This window comes from Phocaeicola plebeius, from assembly GCF_003437535.1.
Lineage (GTDB): Bacteria > Bacteroidota > Bacteroidia > Bacteroidales > Bacteroidaceae > Phocaeicola > Phocaeicola plebeius_A.
This window is the reverse complement of sequence record NZ_QSQT01000018.1, coordinates 25,726-43,751: the sequence shown is the minus strand read 5'-3', so window position 1 is coordinate 43,751 and position 18,026 is coordinate 25,726. Positions and strand designations below refer to the sequence as shown.

General features: G+C 45.6%; 14 protein-coding genes and 3 tRNA genes. 11 read left to right on the top strand and 6 right to left on the bottom strand.

Annotated features, from left to right (window positions below):
• Positions 1 to 168: 168 nt before the first annotated feature.
• The 3 genes from DXD04_RS10375 to DXD04_RS10365 all read right to left on the bottom strand — a co-directional run bounded on the left by DXD04_RS10375 (position 169) and on the right by DXD04_RS10365 (position 2,385).
• Complete coding sequence (locus DXD04_RS10375) at positions 169 to 1,539, bottom strand: HAMP domain-containing sensor histidine kinase (RefSeq protein WP_117673104.1); 1,371 nt, start codon at positions 1,537 to 1,539, stop codon at positions 169 to 171.
• Positions 1,536 to 2,231 carry a response regulator transcription factor gene (locus DXD04_RS10370; RefSeq protein ID WP_117673102.1) on the bottom strand — a complete coding sequence of 232 codons (696 nt, stop codon included), beginning with the start codon at positions 2,229 to 2,231 and terminating at the stop codon, positions 1,536 to 1,538. The genes DXD04_RS10375 and DXD04_RS10370 overlap by 4 nt, the downstream gene beginning before the upstream one ends.
• A gap of 80 nt (positions 2,232 to 2,311) precedes the next feature.
• Positions 2,312 to 2,385 (bottom strand) — tRNA-Ala (locus tag DXD04_RS10365).
• 118 nt (positions 2,386 to 2,503) lie between these two features.
• On the opposite strand from DXD04_RS10365, the gene DXD04_RS10360 reads away from it, so the two are divergent.
• From DXD04_RS10360 to DXD04_RS10345, 4 genes are all read left to right on the top strand, one after another.
• Positions 2,504 to 2,998 carry a GNAT family N-acetyltransferase gene (locus DXD04_RS10360; RefSeq protein WP_117673100.1) on the top strand — a complete coding sequence of 165 codons (495 nt, stop codon included), beginning with the start codon at positions 2,504 to 2,506 and terminating at the stop codon, positions 2,996 to 2,998.
• A gap of 131 nt (positions 2,999 to 3,129) precedes the next feature.
• A complete protein-coding gene (locus DXD04_RS10355) occupies positions 3,130 to 5,577 on the top strand; it encodes an FAD-dependent oxidoreductase (protein ID WP_117673098.1) in 2,448 nt (815 codons plus the stop codon).
• A gap of 2 nt (positions 5,578 to 5,579) precedes the next feature.
• A complete protein-coding gene (locus DXD04_RS10350) occupies positions 5,580 to 5,969 on the top strand; it encodes a MarR family winged helix-turn-helix transcriptional regulator (protein ID WP_007562955.1) in 390 nt (129 codons plus the stop codon).
• Positions 5,970 to 5,983: 14 nt separating this feature from the next.
• Complete coding sequence (locus DXD04_RS10345; RefSeq protein WP_117673096.1) at positions 5,984 to 6,610, top strand: epoxyqueuosine reductase QueH; 627 nt, start codon at positions 5,984 to 5,986, stop codon at positions 6,608 to 6,610.
• Here the strand turns inward: DXD04_RS10345 and DXD04_RS10340 are convergent.
• Positions 6,573 to 7,232 (bottom strand): hypothetical protein, encoded by a 660-nt coding sequence (locus DXD04_RS10340; protein ID WP_177298813.1) that lies wholly within the window; start codon positions 7,230 to 7,232, stop codon positions 6,573 to 6,575. The genes DXD04_RS10345 and DXD04_RS10340 overlap by 38 nt on opposite strands.
• Positions 7,233 to 7,407: 175 nt before the next feature.
• Here DXD04_RS10340 and DXD04_RS10335 point away from each other — a divergent pair, with 175 nt between their 5' ends.
• From DXD04_RS10335 to DXD04_RS10325, 3 genes are read left to right on the top strand one after another with little or no spacing between them, the layout of a single operon-like run.
• Positions 7,408 to 7,959, top strand: a complete 552-nt coding sequence (locus tag DXD04_RS10335; protein WP_117673094.1) for a DUF4251 domain-containing protein — start codon at positions 7,408 to 7,410, stop codon at positions 7,957 to 7,959.
• Between the two features lie 16 nt (positions 7,960 to 7,975).
• Positions 7,976 to 8,599, top strand: a complete 624-nt coding sequence (locus tag DXD04_RS10330) for a DUF4136 domain-containing protein (protein WP_022053690.1) — start codon at positions 7,976 to 7,978, stop codon at positions 8,597 to 8,599.
• An 18-nt stretch (positions 8,600 to 8,617) separates the two neighbouring features.
• Positions 8,618 to 9,244: an outer membrane beta-barrel protein gene (locus DXD04_RS10325; protein ID WP_117673092.1), complete on the top strand. Its 627-nt coding sequence runs from the start codon at positions 8,618 to 8,620 to the stop codon at positions 9,242 to 9,244.
• A 58-nt stretch (positions 9,245 to 9,302) separates the two neighbouring features.
• Here DXD04_RS10325 and DXD04_RS10320 read toward each other — a convergent pair.
• Both DXD04_RS10320 and DXD04_RS10315 read right to left on the bottom strand, forming a co-directional pair.
• A tRNA-Glu gene (locus DXD04_RS10320) sits at positions 9,303 to 9,374 on the bottom strand.
• A 42-nt stretch (positions 9,375 to 9,416) separates the two neighbouring features.
• A tRNA-Glu gene (locus tag DXD04_RS10315) sits at positions 9,417 to 9,488 on the bottom strand.
• Between the two features lie 659 nt (positions 9,489 to 10,147).
• On the opposite strand from DXD04_RS10315, the gene DXD04_RS10310 reads away from it, so the two are divergent.
• The 4 genes from DXD04_RS10310 to DXD04_RS10295 are packed head-to-tail and all read left to right on the top strand — an operon-like array spanning position 10,148 to position 17,989.
• Positions 10,148 to 11,179: a fimbrillin family protein gene (locus DXD04_RS10310; protein WP_117673090.1), complete on the top strand. Its 1,032-nt coding sequence runs from the start codon at positions 10,148 to 10,150 to the stop codon at positions 11,177 to 11,179.
• A gap of 19 nt (positions 11,180 to 11,198) precedes the next feature.
• Positions 11,199 to 12,797: a fimbrillin family protein gene (locus DXD04_RS10305; protein ID WP_117673088.1), complete on the top strand. Its 1,599-nt coding sequence runs from the start codon at positions 11,199 to 11,201 to the stop codon at positions 12,795 to 12,797.
• Between the two features lie 22 nt (positions 12,798 to 12,819).
• Entirely contained in the window at positions 12,820 to 15,987 is a 3,168-nt protein-coding gene (locus DXD04_RS10300; protein WP_117673085.1) for a SusC/RagA family TonB-linked outer membrane protein, read from the top strand.
• A gap of 19 nt (positions 15,988 to 16,006) precedes the next feature.
• On the top strand, positions 16,007 to 17,989 hold the full coding sequence (locus DXD04_RS10295; RefSeq protein WP_117673158.1) for a RagB/SusD family nutrient uptake outer membrane protein: 1,983 nt from the start codon (positions 16,007 to 16,009) through the stop codon (positions 17,987 to 17,989).
• Positions 17,990 to 18,026: the final 37 nt, after the last annotated feature.

The window sequence follows — 18,026 nt, the reverse complement described above, 5'->3', positions numbered from 1 at the left end:
GGTGATTACTATGTTTTCTTTTCACGTGGCAAAAGTAGGCAATGCCCCCGACAGAGGCTGTTAGAGAAATATTAGAGTGGTATTAGAAAACTATTAGAATTTGTGAGACTAATTTTCTAATACCACTCTGATGGAGTTTATTTTTCTTTGAATGGATGTGCCAAAAGATTAAATGTGAGGAAGTTCAATGATGAAGGTCGTTCCTTCTCCTTGTTTTGAATGTACGGCTATACTGCCCTGATGCAGGGCGATGATTTTCTGTGCAAGCGCCATCCCGATGCCGTGTCCTTCCGCATGCTGTTCCTGCTCTCCGCGGTAGAACAAGGTGAAAATCTTTTCTTTTTCTGCATCCGACATACCAATTCCGTCATCCGACAGGCGGATAATGGTCCATTTATCCCAGTAGGAAATCTGAATGAAAGAAGATTTGTCGTCCGAATACTTGCAGTTATTCTCAATCAAGTTAGCAAAGGCAATGGTTAGCAGGTAATCATTGCCCATGACGGTAATCATCCGGTCGTCTTCCGCATCTTCCTGTTCAAAAATCAGTTCGATGTGGTATTCCGGATGGGCACGAAGAATGATTTCCCGTGTATCGAGCAACAATTCGTCCAACCGGATTTCATGCATCTTGATCTGTTCTTTCTGGTAATCAGCTTTAGCCAAATTAAGCAGCCCGTCAATCAGTTTTGTCATTCGTCGTGCATCCTGTAGCACGTTCTGTATGGCTTGACGATATTGTGTTTCTGTACGGTCTTTCTGCAGACACAAATCCAGTTCCGCAATGAGGGCAGCCAGCGGGGTTCTCATTTCGTGAGACACGTTGCTGACAAACATTTTCTGGGAGTTGAATGATATTTCAAGTCGCTCCAGTAGTTCATTGAAAGCCTGGCTTAATTCTCCTAATTCGTCTTTCTCGTTTCTTACGGGCAGACGCTGGTCAATACGCGAAGCGGTAATCGTTTCTGCTTCTTTTACGATTTCCCGGATAGGTTTTAAGGATGCCCGAACCAGGAAATAGCAGGTAATAAATAAAAGCAGGAGACCGATAAAGAACAGGATAACCAAGGTTTTCTGAAGTTCCAGCAGGTTGGTGTGTCCGTAACCGTCGTAAGCTGCGGCCGTCACAATATAAGTCTGTCCGTTGAAAGGATAAACCATCCCGACGGCCTGGTATTTCCCGATATAAAATTCAATTTCCTTTTGTTGGAGAATTTGGGCAATCATTTCCGGATTCTCTTTGACAATATCATTGTCGATGGCGTCGTGGTAGAGCATGTGAAAGTCTGTGGTATATACAGCCACTTCCACCTCATTGATAAACTCCTTATTATTCAGGTAGATGGATTGCATGATGTCGGCATCTACCTGGTTTTGCAGGAACAGATGCACTTTAGTGACAGCTTCACTCTTCAGGTTATGGAAGAAGGTATTGCTTCGGATATGCTCGCTGACCAGATAGATTAAGGTCATGCAAAGCAGAAATACCACAGCTATGACTCCGGTATTTTTGAGCGTAAGTGCGGTTTTAATTTTCATGGCTTTTCGTCAGTAAGAATAAATCCGATTCCAGGTTTGGTGTGAATCAGTTTGGTTTCAAAGTCTTTGTCTATTTTTTTACGCAGGTAATTGATGTACACATCGATAAAGTTGGTACCGGTATCAAAGTGGGTATTCCAGACTTTTTCGGCAATTTCTATCCGGCTGATGACTCGTTCTGCATTCTGCACCATGTAGGTAAGCAGGTTGTATTCTTTTGGAGATAAGCGGATGAGGCTACCTTGGCGCATCACTTCCCTGCGGTTGGTATCAATCTGCAAGTCTTTGTAGGTAAGTTTCTCGGGAGCAACAACAGATACAGTTGCTTCTGCTTTTCTTTTCAGAAGCACTTTAATGCGTGCGTTCAGTTCCCGGAAGTCGAAAGGTTTTACCATGTAGTCATCTGCACCTGCATCAAATCCATCGAGTTTATCATCGGTTGACCCCAAGGCTGTCAGCATAAGTACAGGGATATGCGGATTTGCTTTGCGTATTTCTTTGCAGAGTTCAAAGCCATCCATTTTGGGAAGAATAATATCCGAAATAACCAGCTGAAAAGAGTGAGATTGGAACAGACGAAGCCCCATGGCTCCATCGTATGCCACCATGGTGTGATAGCCATTTTCTTCCAGTCCGGTTTTTAGCAAATCGGCTACTCGTTTATCGTCTTCTATGATTAAAATACTGTACATAATAATAAATTGAATAAGTCAGACAAGGTCTGTTTTTATATTTAATCAGGGAAAAGTCAAGTGGAGTAGAAAAGAAAAAGTGGAGCATACAGGACTCGAACCTGCCACCTTTTGACTGCCAGTCAAACGCTCTAGCCAGATGAGCTAATGCCCCATTTGTTTTTGAAGTTGTCACAAAGGTACAACATTATTTCAAAAAAACAAGAAACCTGCTCTATAAAACAGAAGAAAACCATTAGTTTTGCGTCGGTTTATCAAAATAGAAAAGACTTATGAATTTACAGATACGCAAGGCTACATTGGATGATTTGGACCGTTTGATGGAGATATTTGAAGAAGCCCGTCGTTTCATGTGTCGCACGGGAAACCCTAATCAGTGGATTAACGGATATCCCCAGCGGGAACTGATACAGGAGGAAATAGAAGCTTCTCACTGTTATGTGTGTGTAACGGAGGATGGAAGAGCAGTGGCCACTTTCTGTTTCATTCAGGGACCCGATCCGACCTATGCACGCATTGAAAACGGGGAATGGCGAGACGACTCTCCCTATTATGTGATTCATCGGCTGGCATCCGACGGCTCCTGCAAGGGGATAGGAAAACTGTGTGTGGACTGGTGCTTCCGTCAGTGGCCGTGCCTGCGTGCCGATACTCATGCAGACAACAAGGTGATGCAACATCTGCTGCTTTCTACAGGCTTTGCGTATTGTGGAATTATCTATGTGCGTAATGGAACTCCGCGACTGGCTTATCAGAAATTAGCTTAGAAAGAGACGCTTTCCCTTAATAATGCTTAATTGGTGAATATTTTCCATTGGAAATTTATTCTTTATGTAATTATTTATTTTCTTTGCAAAAAGTTTCCATTAGAAAATAATAACAAAGAAAATAAATAGTTATGAAGTATGTAATTGTTGGTGGGGTAGCAGGTGGAGCCACTGCGGCTACCCGTATTCGGAGAAACACGGAAAAGGCTGAAATCATTTTGTTTGAGCGTGGAGAATATATCTCTTATGCCAATTGTGGTTTACCTTATTATATAGGTGGGGTGATTCAGGAGCGCGACCGCTTGTTTGTACAGACTCCGGAAGCATTCTCCACTCGTTTTCGCATCGATGTGCGGGTACGTTCGGAGGTTATGGCAATTGATACTGCCCGTAAAGAAGTAAAGGTACGTACTTCGGACGGGAAAGAATATACTGAAACATACGATAAATTGCTGCTTTCACCGGGGGCATCGCCAGTGCGTCCTCCTTTGCCGGGAATTGATAATGAAGGAATCTTTACCCTGAGAAATGTGGCAGATACAGACCGCATTAAGACTTACATGCAGAGCCATGAGATAAAGAAAGCGGTGATTGTAGGAGGTGGTTTTATCGGATTGGAAATGGCCGAGAACCTTCATCATGCCGGTATTGAGGTGGCTGTAGTAGAGATGGCTGATCAGGTGATGGGACCGATTGATTTCTCTATGGCAGCGCTGGTGCATGGCCATCTGCAACAGAAGGGTGTCAAACTGTATCTGAAACAGGCAGTGGAAGCCTTTGAAAAGACCGATTCCGGACTGAGAGTTAAATTCCAGTCGGGGTTACAGGCAGAAGCTCAGCTGGTTATTCTTTCTATCGGTGTACGGGCAGAAACTCATCTGGCTGTAGAAGCCGGATTGAAGTTAGGAGAAATGAAGGGTATTTATGTAAATGAATACCTGCAGACTTCCGACGAGTCAGTGTATGCCGTAGGTGATGCCATTGAATATCCGCATCCGATTACCGGTAAGCCGTGGTTGAACTTTCTGGCCGGACCGGCCAATCGTCAGGCACGTATCGTAGCCGACAACATGACATTTGGTAACCGGGTGAAATATGAAGGCTCTATCGGGACTGCCATAGCGAAAGTATTTGACTTGACTGTGGCTTCTACGGGACTTCCGGCTAAGCGTCTGAAAGTTTTTGGTATGCCTTATCTGTCGGCAACCATTCACTCAGGTTCGCATGCCGGTTACTATCCCGGTTCCCTGCAGATGGACATCAAGATTACTTTCTCTCCTGAAGACGGTCGTTTGTATGGGGCACAGATTGTGGGATACAATGGAGTGGATAAGCGCATTGATGAATATGCACTGGTCATCAAGCAGAAAGGAACCGTATATGATTTGATGCAACTGGAACATGCCTACGCACCTCCTTTCTCTTCAGCTAAAGATCCGGTAGCGGTGTCGGGCTATGTAGCTGGAAATATCTTGAACGGCAAGATGACTCCTCTTTATTGGAGAGAATTACAGCAGGCCGATTTGACTAAGGTGACCTTGGTGGATGTACGGACAAAAGACGAATATGAACTGGGGCACATTCCTGGAGCGGTAAACGTACCTTTGGATGAAATGCGTTCACGGATGAAGGAAATTCCATCGGACAAACCAGTCTTCTTGTATTGTGGAGTCGGCTTGCGCGGCTATCTGGCTTCCAACATTCTGAAAGAAAACGGTTATAAGGATGTGCGCAACCTGATAGGTGGTATCAAGACCTACAATGCAGCGGTTACTCCGGTTTGCCAGCCGGAAGAAGCATGTGCCGTAGCCTGCTCGTGTGAAACGGCTGAAGGAAATTCGGATTGCAAAAAGGTACATGTGGTAGATGCCTGTGGCATACAGTGTCCTGGCCCTATCTTGCGTTTGAAAAAAGGGATGGAGGAACTGAAAGCCGGTGAGCAGATGGAAATTCATGCTACGGATGCCGGCTTCCCGAGAGACGCAGAGGCATGGTGCCGTACTACCGGAAACCGCTTCCTTTCTTCAAAGTCGGAAGGGGGAATCTATAAGGTAGTGGTAGAGAAAGCGACTCCTTGTGCCATAGAGGCTTCCCGTCAGGACGTGGGAGAGAAGGGAAAAACTTTCATCCTTTTCAGTGATGACCTTGACAAAACTTTGGCTACCTTTGTGCTGGCTAACGGTGCGGCAGCTACGGGCAAGAAAGTGACCATCTTCTTTACCTTCTGGGGACTGAATGCCATCAAGAAGGAACGGAAACCGTCGGTACAGAAGGATATTTTTGGAAAAATGTTCGGCATGATGTTGCCTTCCAGCTCTCGGAAACTCAAGCTTTCAAAGATGAACATGGGAGGTATGGGTACGAAGATGATGCGTTACATTATGAACCGTAAGGGAATCGATTCGTTGGAATCACTTCGCCAGCAGGCCATTGATAATGGAGTAGAATTCATTGCCTGTCAGATGTCAATGGACGTGATGGGAGTGAAAAAGGAGGAACTGCTGGACAACGTCACCATCGGTGGGGTAGCGACCTATATGGATCGTGCCGAGGAAGCCAATGTAAATCTGTTTATTTAAGTATGGAAAAAATAAAATGTATTTGTGTGATGAGAGAGCTCTTTCGGGCTCTCTCTGAACTTGAATCCCGTTTGATGCAGTCGCATGGAGTGTCGCTGAACGAAGCTATGGTGTTATGTGCCATCGGTAAGGAGCGGGTAGCGGCCAGTACGATTGTAGAGCGTACGGGACTGACTCCCTCGCATGCCTCCAAGGTGATTCGTGCGGTGGAAGAGCGGAATCTGTTGGTGCGTGCCTTGGGCGAGAAAGACAAGCGGCAAATGTATTTCTCTCTGACAAAAGAAGCGCATAACTGTCTGAAGGGAATACGCGAGCAGGGGATAGATATACCGGAGTTGTTGCAACCCTTGTTTGCTTCTTATGCGGAGGGAGTGTCTGATTCGTGTGAATAAAGGTGAGTGAAAGGATGAAAAAGAAGAAATTTGAATTGGAAGTACCGGGTGGAGCCGACAAAGTCTTGTTGCACACCTGTTGCGCACCGTGTTCATCGGCCATTATCGAATGTCTGTTGAATCATGGCATACGCCCTACTATCTATTATTGTAATCCGAATATCTATCCGTTGGAGGAATACAATATCCGTAAGGACGAGTGTACCCGCTATGCCCAGTCGTTGGGCTTGGATATTGTGGATGCAGATTATGACCATGCATTCTGGCGTTGTACGGTGGCCGGACTTGAAAACGAACCGGAGCGCGGAGGGCGTTGCCTGAAATGCTTTAAAATGCGTCTGGCCGATACGGCCCGTTATGCACATGAACACGGTTTCTCAGTCATCACGACCACGTTAGCTTCCTCTCGCTGGAAAAGCCTGGAGCAGATTAATGAAGCAGGACATTGGGCTGTAGCTGCTTATCCCGACGTAACCTGGTGGGAACAGAACTGGCGCAGGGGGGGCTTGAGTGAGCGTCGTATAGCCATTATCAAGGAATATAATTTCTATAACCAGCAGTATTGCGGCTGTGAATTCAGTATGCGGAAGCACGACGAAGAACCTACTCTTTCTTCTCTTCCTCTTTCTTCGCCTCAATAGGCATGGTGTTGTCCTTATAGGCGGAAAAACCTTTTACTTTTACGCGTTCTTTTTTCTCTTCCTCGTTGATGGCTGCCTGGCCTAACTGGTTCATGTTGTCCTTTATCACATTGTGCATGTCAAAGAAATAGTCCAGCAGCATTTTCATGTGTTCTTCCAGCTCTCCTTCTCTGGGAGAGAAGAACGTGTGGCAACGGGAGTGTAGTCCGATGGTCTTCTCATCCTCGTCCGCCATATAGACGGTAGTGACCAGTGAGTTTACATTGGCCAAATTGATAATCTCTTTCAGATAAGGAAGCGCTTCGTTGTCGGCATTGATGGAGCCCCACCATGGATTCCAGATCATGATAAATCGGTTCTCTTCTTCTGCCGCAATATAGAAATCGTCTCCCTGATATTTAAAGGTGATGTGATTTTCTTCATTCACCTTAGGCTGGCAGCCTATTTTCTTCAGAACGCTGATGACAAGGTCTTTTGTCGTGACTTCGTCCTGTTCGTCTTTTGTCATTCTTTCAATGTATTCCAACCGTTTTTGACGCTCGCGCAAGAAGCGCAGGGCGAACAATACGACCGGCCAGAGGGCCAGTGCAATGACGGCAATCAATAAGGTTATTTCGCTGATGTGTGTCATGGTACGGTTTTTTAAAGGTTATGAATAGATTTTTTCTTTATATATTCTAAAGATAACAATTTTATTTGAAAAGGGGGCAATACATTATACTTTTTTAAACAGGAATTATGCAGCAAAACGCTGAATTCGTTGTTTATAGTATGTAATCAATTAAAGACATAGATTTATGAAAAAGATGGTATCAATTCTGATATGCGCACTGGCCTTGATGGTCGGACATATTCAGGCTCAAGAAGTTGAGTTGACCAAAGAAGAAAAGAAAGCTCTTCAAGAGAAAATAGACAGTATCCAGCATGCAGAAGCAGTGGAAGCTATCAATGCAAAGAAGTTTACCCTTGAAGCAGACCAGGTGGTGTTCAAGTATGGGCAGACGGCTTACGTCACATCGAATACCAACTTTGTGTCTGTAGATGGAGAAGATGCAGTGGTGCAGGTGGCTTTCAATATTCCGGCGGCAGGTCCTAACGGACTGGGAGGCGTAACGGTAAATGGAAAGGTCTCTTCTTATGAGATGAGGACTGACAAGAGGGGGACGCTCTATTTATCCATGAATGTAATGGGTGTCGGCATTTCGGCTCGTCTGGACATCAGCATGCCGAAGGGAACGAATAATGCTACGGTTACCATTACTCCGAATTTTAATTCCAATCGTCTGACCCTGAACGGGGTGATACTTCCGGCTTTCAAGAGCTCAGTATTTAAAGGACGTTCAATTTGATAAAACAAGATGAATTATGAGAAAGATGTTGTTTTTTGCGTGTCTGTTGTTGGGGTTGTCGGCTTGTGAGAAAGACCCTGACATGAATCAGTTGGACGCGGATCTGGTGGTCTACACCGATTATGACAAGGATGCCGACTTTGGTGGTTATAAAACGTATTTCTTGCCTGACAGTATTTTAGAGGCAGGTGGTCATCGAGCTACCTACTGGAAGGATGAAAATGCAAAGGCGATTATTAATAAGGTTGCCGCAGAAATGGATGCACGCGGATACACCCGTATCCTTGATCCGGAAAAGAAGGAAGAAGCCAATGTGGGCTTGCAGCTTTCCTATGTGGCTCAGACAACTCAGGTCATTACCGGTGGCTATTGGGGCGGCTGGTGGGATTATGGTTTCTGGGGCCCCTGGTCCGGATGGTATTATCCGTATCCTGTGTCCTATTCCTATAATACCAATACCTTGGTGATGGAGATGGTCGACCTGACTGCCGATGAGGACGGCACACAGAAAAATCTTCCGGTGGTGTGGTATGCCAGCGCATCAGGATTCCAGTACAGCGGACAGTTTAATCAGATGATGTTGCAGAATTCGGTGGTACAGGCTTTCGAGCAGTCACCTTATATCAAATCGGTTAATTAATTAGAGGAGGAATTTGAAATGAAGATAAATATATTGAAAAAGATGGCGCTGCTGGCCTTTATGTGTCTGGGAGTGGCTGTAAAAGGATTTTCGCAATTCGATATCAGCAAGACTACTTTGAAGGTGGACTGGCAGATGAATGCGCCTTTTTCCACTGGTTTTGCAGATAAGTTGAGCGGATGGGGAATGAACTTTGAGCTGGGCTATCAGTTTACGCCTCGTTGGGAAGCTGGAGTCTTTGCTTCTTTCCATACCAACCATAAGTATGTGGGACGTCAGACATTGCCGTTGTCGCCTACGGAATCATTGACTACCGACCAGCAGCGTTCGGCCTTCCAGGTACCGTTTGGTGTGATGGGGGCATATAATCTCTCTACCAACCGTTATGTAAAGCCTTACATCGGAGTGAAGGCAGGTGCTATGTTTGCCCGTAATACCACTTACTTTGGTAGCGGAGGTGTGTACGACAAATCATGGGGATTCTACGTTTCTCCGGAAATCGGTCTGAAAATTTATCCGACAGGAAAAAAATGGGGATTCCATGTAGCCGGTTACTACAGTTATGCTACGAACAAGACGCAGACATTGACTTGCGACATTGAGGGGCAGAACCATGCCGGTTTCCGTTTGGGTGTAATCTTCTGATAAATCTGGATAGAGTATAAAAAGAAAAGGTCTGAACTTTTGTTCAGACCTTTTTTTGTAGCCCGTGGGGGAATCGAACCCCCCTTTCAAGAATGAAAATCTTGCGTCCTAACCGATAGACGAACGGGCCATCCTCTTGCGCCGGAATACCGTGCGTATTATTTTTTTTCAGTAGCCCGTGGGGGAATCGAACCCCCCTTTCAAGAATGAAAATCTTGCGTCCTAACCGATAGACGAACGGGCCATCCTGACTTTGTGTTGAGGTGTTTCTCAATCACGGGTGCAAAGGTACGACTTATTTTTGAATATGCAAGCGTTTTGCAGAAAAAATGTAGAATAATTTCTTCAAGAAGTACGGAAAGAGGGATAAAAAACGCAAGTGCGTTTAAGGTAAAACGTCCTTGCGTTTGAATCCAAACGTCCTTGCGTTTGCTTTGAAACGTCCTTGCGTTTGAATCTAAACGCACTTGCGTTTTTTTAGAGATGATTTTTCTGGTTGGAAAAATGGGAAAAGTATATCGGGAGAAACAGTCCGGAACTTATCTTTTTATGAATTAAAAACGCATGTAACTGTCTGGGTCTATAGAGAAGGCTTTCCTGTTTTCGGTCGATAAACCGGTGTGCGGCACGGCTTTTTCTCAATGAAATGGGAAAGGTGTAAAAAAAGCTTTTGCGGTTGGATATATCCCTTTGGGTTATGGCTAAAAGCCGTTTGTGTGTATATGAGGGGGAGAATCTGTACAAAATTCCATGTATTTGTACAATTATGGACTTTTGTATATTTAAATTTTCTGTAACATTGCGATGCAAATTAAAAATAAGAACCTTAAATAATGGCGAAAGAAACAAAAGTTATATACAAGTCAATAAAAACGATTAACAATTTTATTAAAAAACACATGTATGAAAAACATTAGTTCCATGGCGGCTTTAGCCGCATTGCTGCTTGTAAGTTGCGGGCAGGACACCGATGTAAAATTTGCTGGCGACGAAGGGGCGAAAGTCACTTTCAGCGCGTCAATCAACGAACAGAATTCGCAGGATGTATCCCGTGTGACTGGAGTGACCTGGGATGACGGCGATGAGGTGAGCATTTCCTGCGGACCTACACAGAAAAATGTGTTCTACCGTTACAATGCCGCCGACAATTCATTTACCGCCATCAACCGTTTTGATGAAATCTGGTTGCTTGGAAATGAGGAGTACGATGTGACCGCTTATTATCCTCACGTAGGAGAAGAAGGAACTGTGCCTCCCGTGCAGACAGTAGAAATCACTTCCGAAAATCAGGATACGCCCGAAGAACGTGCCGCCTTCGATTTCCTCTACGCTTCTACCAAGGCTACAAAAGCCGAGCCGAATGTGCATTTGAACTTCAACCACGCCATGAGCCGTGTGAACCTGAAGTTTGTGCCGGGAACAGACCCGGAAGGAAATCCGGTGACTTTGACAGATATAGAATGTTACTTGGTAGGTATCAAGCGGAACGGTACGTTCGACACGGAAACGGGTGTGGCTGCGGTGGCAGAGGATGCGGCTGTCAGCGACTTGCGTCAGATGCTGAATGCGGACAACGATTATACTTTCACCGCATATCTTCTTCCGCAGACGATAGGAGCTGAGGGGCTTCTGATTGAGGCTACGATGCGTTCCACTGACGGCCGCCGCATTTATTATTCTCTGGAAATACCGGTAAGCGACTGGCCGGAAATGAAGGCAGGTTACTCCTATAATTATACACTAACAGCGAACGACTATACGACTCCGAATGACACTCCTATCGTACTTGAAATTTCAGGCACAGACATTAATCCGTGGACAGAAGTAAATAAGGAAGAAACTCCGGATGCGAAGGCATTGGGTACGGAAGCTTATGTGAACGGAGCTGAATGGGGCGAAATGGAAAATGAAGAGATTGTTCCGGAAGTAAAATAATTAGTTAAATGAATAAGCGATGAAAATTTATAATAACCTTTCAATATGTGCTTTGGCTGGTCTGCTTGCTTTTACAAGCTGCACGAAGGAAGAAAGCTTGGGAAATGGTTCTACAGCACAGACTTTTCAGATTAGTGTTTCCGATATGGGCTTTCAAGGGATATCGGATGGACGTGCCATAGACGAAAATTTTAAAACAACTTTCGTAAAAGGGGACGCTATTGGAATGTATGGTGTAGAAAATGGTCAACTGGTAGATGGAATTTCCAATCGCAAATTTACTCTTAATGAAAAGGGGGTATGGGATTTGGATGGAAATCCTATAGAGTATGATAGTGAGCGTTTCAAAAATATCACATTTTATGCTTATTATCCATATCAGGAGAATGTGGCGTTTGATCCTGCTGCAGAAGATCCGTTTGCGGAATTTGTTGGTAATTGGGAAATTGCAGCTGATCAGGGAAGTACAAAGTATACAAAAAGTGATTTAATGACAAGTGCAGGTAAGGCAGAAGATGGGCGTTTGCAAGGTAAGGTAACCTTTTCAATGGAACATCGCATGGCTTTAGCTGTGTTGAAAATGCCTAATCTGGTCTATGATTTCACGAATGGAGGTTTGGATGATTATAGTTTGAATGTAGCTCCTAAAGAGCTGTTTATAAATGATGTGAAAACAACACCATATTACGATGCTGCTAGTGGTACTTATATGGCTTTGGTAAAGCCTGAAGCTGAGTATTCTATTTCTGGTACTTATCAGGGAGCCAAAGAAATGTCATTTAGTGCTGCAGGAAGTCTGGCTAGTGGTAAGGCTAAAATGTATACTATTAATGATGCTAATAAGCTGGATTATACATTGCAGATTGGTGATTACCTCTGTGCGGACGGTAATCTGGTAAGTGTAGATGCTACAACGGTTCCAGACAATGCAATTGGTGTTGTATGTTATGTGGGTAATCCTCAGCCGCATGTGTATGCTCCAGATGCTTGTTCCGAAACTCAGGATGCTTTGTATCGTGATTATCCTAACTGTTCTCATGGGTTAGTTCTTTCTTTAAATAATGCTGTTTTACCTGATGGAACAGCTACATCTCAGTATCACACAAGCAAGAGTGGAACTTATGATACATGGTTTGATTCAGATGAGGAATGGGCTGGTAAGTTTGTTTACTGCAATTCAAATCGTGATGGTAACTTGAAAAATGATGCATTGACTATGTTCCCGGCTTTCTTTGGTTATAACAATACGGTCTTGATGACTATGGTAACAGAAGAAGGTAAAGGTTCTCCTTCTACTTGCGATAATGCTTATAGCTTTATCGTGGCCTATCGTAATGCTGTAGCAGTTCCTTCTGCTGCGACTCCTTGGTATATTCCTTCTATTAAAGACTGGCAGCAAGTTGCTGATAATTTGACTAATATTAATAAGAGTATCATAAAGGTTGGCGGTGAAGAAATGACATCTGTTGATAATGGTGCTTTGACAGGACATTATTGGTCAAGTACTCAACGTAATGATACGTTTCAGTGGACTCATGGTATGGACGGAGGAGCATATAATTTGATTTGTGAACGTGGTTCACGTGCTGGGCAATTCCGCATGATGTTAGCTTTTTAAAATCAAAAATTAAAACGGCAATATGAATAAGAAAAAGAATTATATAAAAAGTACCGCTCTCCCCATGGCGATGCTTCTTTCGGCTGTGGCTGTCTCTCCGCTTTTAGGAGAAAAGGCATATGCGGCTGTAGAGGCCACTCAGCAGCAGGGCAATATCAAGGGAACGGTCGTCGACAGCAATGGTGAACCCGTTATCGGTGCGAATGTCATCATTGAAGGTACCACAATCGGTACTATTACAGATATTGATGGAGTGTTTATGATTAATGCCAAACCGGGACAGAAACTGACTATCTCGTTCATCGGTTATAATTCGGTAACCGTTCCGGCAAAAGCTGACATGAAAGTAACATTGTCCGACAATTCTACCATGCTGGGCGAAGTGCAGGTGGTAGCTTACGGTGTGCAGAAAAAGGTAAGTGTGACTGGAGCTATCTCCAGTGTCGGTTCGGAAGAACTGATGCGTACGCCGGTAAGTTCGGTCACCAATGTGCTGGGTGGTCAGATGACCGGTTTGACCACGGTGCAGTATTCCGGTGAGCCGGGTGCGGATGCGGCCGACATTCTGGTGCGTGGTAAAGCTACTTTCGGTGATTCTTCTCCGCTGATTCAGGTGGACGGAGTGGAACGAAGCATGACGGACATTGACCCGAACGAAATCGAGAGCGTGACCGTGTTGAAGGACGCTTCCGCTACGGCGGTGTTTGGTATCCGTGGTGCGAATGGTGTTATCTTGATTACTACCAAGCGCGGTAAGGAAGGAAAGCCGAAAATTTCGTTCTCTACTTCTGCCAGTATCCTTCAGCCGACAAAGATGGTGGAACAGGCCAATTCGTATCAGTATGCCACTTTCTATAACCAGTTGATGAAGAATGACGGACAAGACGAGGTTTTCTCGCCGACGATTGTGGAGAAATTCCGTACCCATTCCGACCCTATACGTTTCCCGGATACCCGTTGGGCCGATTACATCATGAAAAGCGCGGCGTTGCAGAGCCAGCATAACATGAGTGTGTCGGGCGGTACGGACAAGGTGCGTTATTTCATTTCGGCCGGAGCTTATACGCAGGACGGTCTGTTCAACAGTTTCAATCTGCCGTATGATGTAAGTTATTCTTACAAGCGTTTCAACTATCGTGCGAACTTTGATATTAACGTCACCAAGTCGACACTTTTGTCGTTCAACGTGGCAGGTAATGTAGATAATAACAGCAAGCCTCATACCAGCCAGGGAACATCCGGTATGATTAAGAACATGTACTATGCCACTCCGTTCTCCAGTCCGGGTATTGTAGACGGAAAGTTTATTACCACAGCTACCGATTACAGTGACGAAAGACTTCCTTTTACCGGAGGTAATGGTATGGCATACTATGGTGCCGGTTTTGATAGGGTCAGCAATAACAAACTGACGGCCGACCTGATGCTCGACCAGAAACTGGATTTCATTACGAAGGGACTTTCTGTCAAGTTGAAAGGTTCTTACAACAGTGGTTTCGTAGTGACAAAGACCGGTACGGGTGGTGCCGTAGCCACTTATACTCCCGTGTTGCAGGAAGACGGAAGTCTGGCTTACCGTAAGGCAGGCGAGAATACGGATGTAAGTTATTCTTACAGCACCGGCAAGTCGCGTGACTGGTACATGGAGGCCAGCTTGAACTATGCCCGTTCTTTCGGCGACCATAATGTGACGGCCTTGCTGTTGTACAACCAGTCCAAGCAGTATTACTTTGGCAGCAGTAGCTCTCAATACCGTGACATTCCCCGTGGGTATGTAGGTCTGGTAGGACGTGTGACCTACGACTGGAAAAACCGTTACATGGCCGAGTTCAACATCGGTTACAACGGTTCCGAGAACTTTGCGCCGGAACGCCGCTTCGGTACCTTCCCGGCAGGTTCTGTGGGATGGATTATGAGTGAGGAAAAATGGTTCCAGCCGCTGAAGCCGTGGATGACATTCCTGAAACTGCGTGCCAGTCTGGGTCTGGTAGGTAACGACAAGCCGAGCGACCTGAACCTCCGTTTCCTTTACCTGGCCGACCCGTATGAAGTGAATAACGGCAGTCTGCCTAACCGTAACGGCGGATACGGATACAGCTTTGGTATTGAAAACAGTACAGTCAGTCTGGGAGCAAGAGAAACCGCCAAGAACAATGCCGATGTGGGTTGGGAAACAGCCTTGAAACAAAACTATGGTGTCGACATGAATTTCTTTGACGACCGTCTCCGTACTTCGGTGGACTATTACCGTGAGCACCGTAAAGACATTCTGCTGATTGACGGAACGGCTCCGGGGCTGCTGGGCTTCACCGTGCCTTACGCCAACCTGGGAGAAGTGGAGAGCTGGGGATGGGAACTGTCCTTGAACTGGAACGACAAGATTGGCGATAACTTCCGTTATTGGGCTACTTTTAACCTCTCTTATAACCAGAATGAGATTCTGGAAGACAAGCAGGCGCCTCAAAGCTATGATTATCAGTACACCAAAGGACATCGTATCGGCGCACGTTCGCAGTATGTGTTCTTCCGTTACTACGATGAGCAGACTCCCGAACTGTATGAGCAGACGTTCAACCGTCCGTATCCGGAACAGATTCAGACCTTGCGCAACGGAGATGCCGTCTATGTGGACTTGAACGGTGACCGTAAGATTGATACCAATGATATGAGTTATGACTATGGTTATACGGACGACCCGGAATACATGGCCGGTCTGACCTTGGGTTTCAGTTGGAAGAACTGGGAAGTGAGCACGCAGTGGACGGGCGCATGGAACGTGAGCCGTATGATTTCCGATGTGTTCCGCCAGCCTTTCTTCTCATCGGCCGACGCTTCTCAGGGAGGTTTGCTGGCTTACCATCTGGACAACACATGGACGGAAGACAACCCGTCGCAAAGTTCCAAGTATCCTCGTGCCACATTTGTGAACCGTGACAATAACTACGCTACTTCCACATTGTATGAACAGGACTCCAAGTACTTGCGTTTGAAGACCTTGCAGGTGGCTTATAATTTTAATCTTCCGGTGATGAAGAAACTGGGATTGAACACGTTCCAGTTGGCTTTTAGCGGCTATAACTTGTGGACACTGACCCCGTATTTGTGGGGCGATCCGGAAACCAGGGCCTCCAATGCGCCTTCTTATCCATTGTCTAAGACATATACATTGAGTTTGAAACTTGGATTCTAAACAATTAAAGATAGAAAATATGAAATTAGGATATAAACTTTTGTTCGGCGCATGTGTGGCGGCTAATCTGATTGCCACGTCATGTGTGGACGATATGAAATTCGGAAATTCATTCCTGGATAAGGCTCCGGGTGGTACCGCCACAGTGGATACGGTATTCAGCAGCGCGGTCTATACCCAGCAGTTTCTGAATTCAATTTATGGTCGTCAGTATTATGGATTGCCTTATAAGGATGATACTTCCTTGCCGGTGTCCAGCAGCCCGTATTGCGGTAAGGTAGAGGCTTTGACAGACTGCTGGCAGTTGCACTGGCGTGACGCGCAGCTTTATTCGCAGTATTACAGCGGTATCCATACGGCCAATTACAGCCGCCGTCAGGATAAGTTCTGTTATAACGATGAAAAGGTGTGGGAAGTAGTGCGCTGGTGCTGGCTGCTGATGGAACACATCGACGATGTGCCCAATCTGGATGCCAATGAAAAGGCGCGTATGATTGCGGAGGCCAAATGCTTGATAGCCGTGCGTTACTTTGACATGTTCCGTCATTACGGGGGGCTTCCTTTGCTTTATGCCTCTTTTGAAGGAAATGAGTCCAGCTACGAATGTCCGCGTGCCACGGTAGAAGAAACAGTGAACTACATGATTAAGATGTTGGATGAGGCCATTGATTCCGGGGCTTTGCCCTGGGCATACGGTCCCGGTGCCGACGGAAGTTCCACCTATACCGGACGCTGGACCAAGGCAGGTGCTATGGCGTTGAAGTGTAAAATCTGGCAGTTTGCCGCTTCTCCTTTGTTCAATGACAATCAGGGTTATGCGGGCGGTGCCTCAGAAGCGGAACAGCAGCATCTGGTATGGTACGGAGGTTATCGTCCGGAATTGTGGGAAAACTGCCTGAAGGCTTGCGAAGACTTCATGAACGCATTGCAGGCAAATGGTTATTATGAATTGAACCAGTCTGTCAATAACACACCGGCCGGTTACCGTTATGCCTACCGTATGGGGTACCTTTATCAAGGAAGTAAGGAAGTCATTCATTCTGTCAGGGTTCAGATGGGAGACGCTTTTAATTCCAGTACTTATTTCTGGCATAATTGGAGCGATTTGGGACGTAACTCTTATACGCCTACACAAGAATATGTGGAAATGTTCCCGTGGGCCGACGGTAAACCGTTCAATTGGGAGGAAACAGAGGCAGAAGGCAAGCTGGATGAAATGTTCGCGAAAGGTACTTTGGCCGACAATAACCTGGAATTGACCCGTGACCCTCGTTTGTATGAGACAGTGATAGTGAACGGATTGCCCAAGATGCTGGACTGGTCGAACAATGCCGGGTTGATGTCCGGACAGCCATACGAACTGTGGGTAGGCGGTTATGATGCCGGAAACAACTCACGGGATGAGACCATGCGTTTTGCTACTGGCTATGACAATATGAAGTATTATATCGGTACGGAATATCAGCGTCAGTATTGCCAGTGGGTGACTTTGCGTCTGTCGGATATTTATCTCACTTATGCGGAAGCATTGCTTCAGGCAAAAGGGGACAATGCGGGTGCGTTGACCTGGATAAATAAGGTGCGCGAACGTGTAGGCCTTGGCAAGCTGGAAGATTGTAATCCGGAAAAGAACCTGACTTCAAACAAGGAAAACTTGTTGGAAGAATTGCTGCGTGAGCGTGTGTGTGAGCTTGGTATGGAAGACGCACGTTTCTTTGATTTGATTCGGTATAAACGTGCGGACCGGTTTGAAAAAGAGCTGCACGGACTGTTGATTTACCGTCTGGATGAGAAAGGAAACCGTATAGAGACGAAATGGTTTGAAGGTGACCAGAATCAAGGAGCTCCCCAGCCCGTTCATTTTGACTATGAAAGATTTACGTTGCACAATATCCGTCGTTACTGGTGGGATTATGGTTTTGACACCAAATGGTATTTGTCACCGTTCCCTCAAACGGAAATAAACAAGGGATACGGACTGGTTCAGAATCCTGGCTGGTAATTTATAAAAGTATAAGTAATAGATTTTTGATAATAGC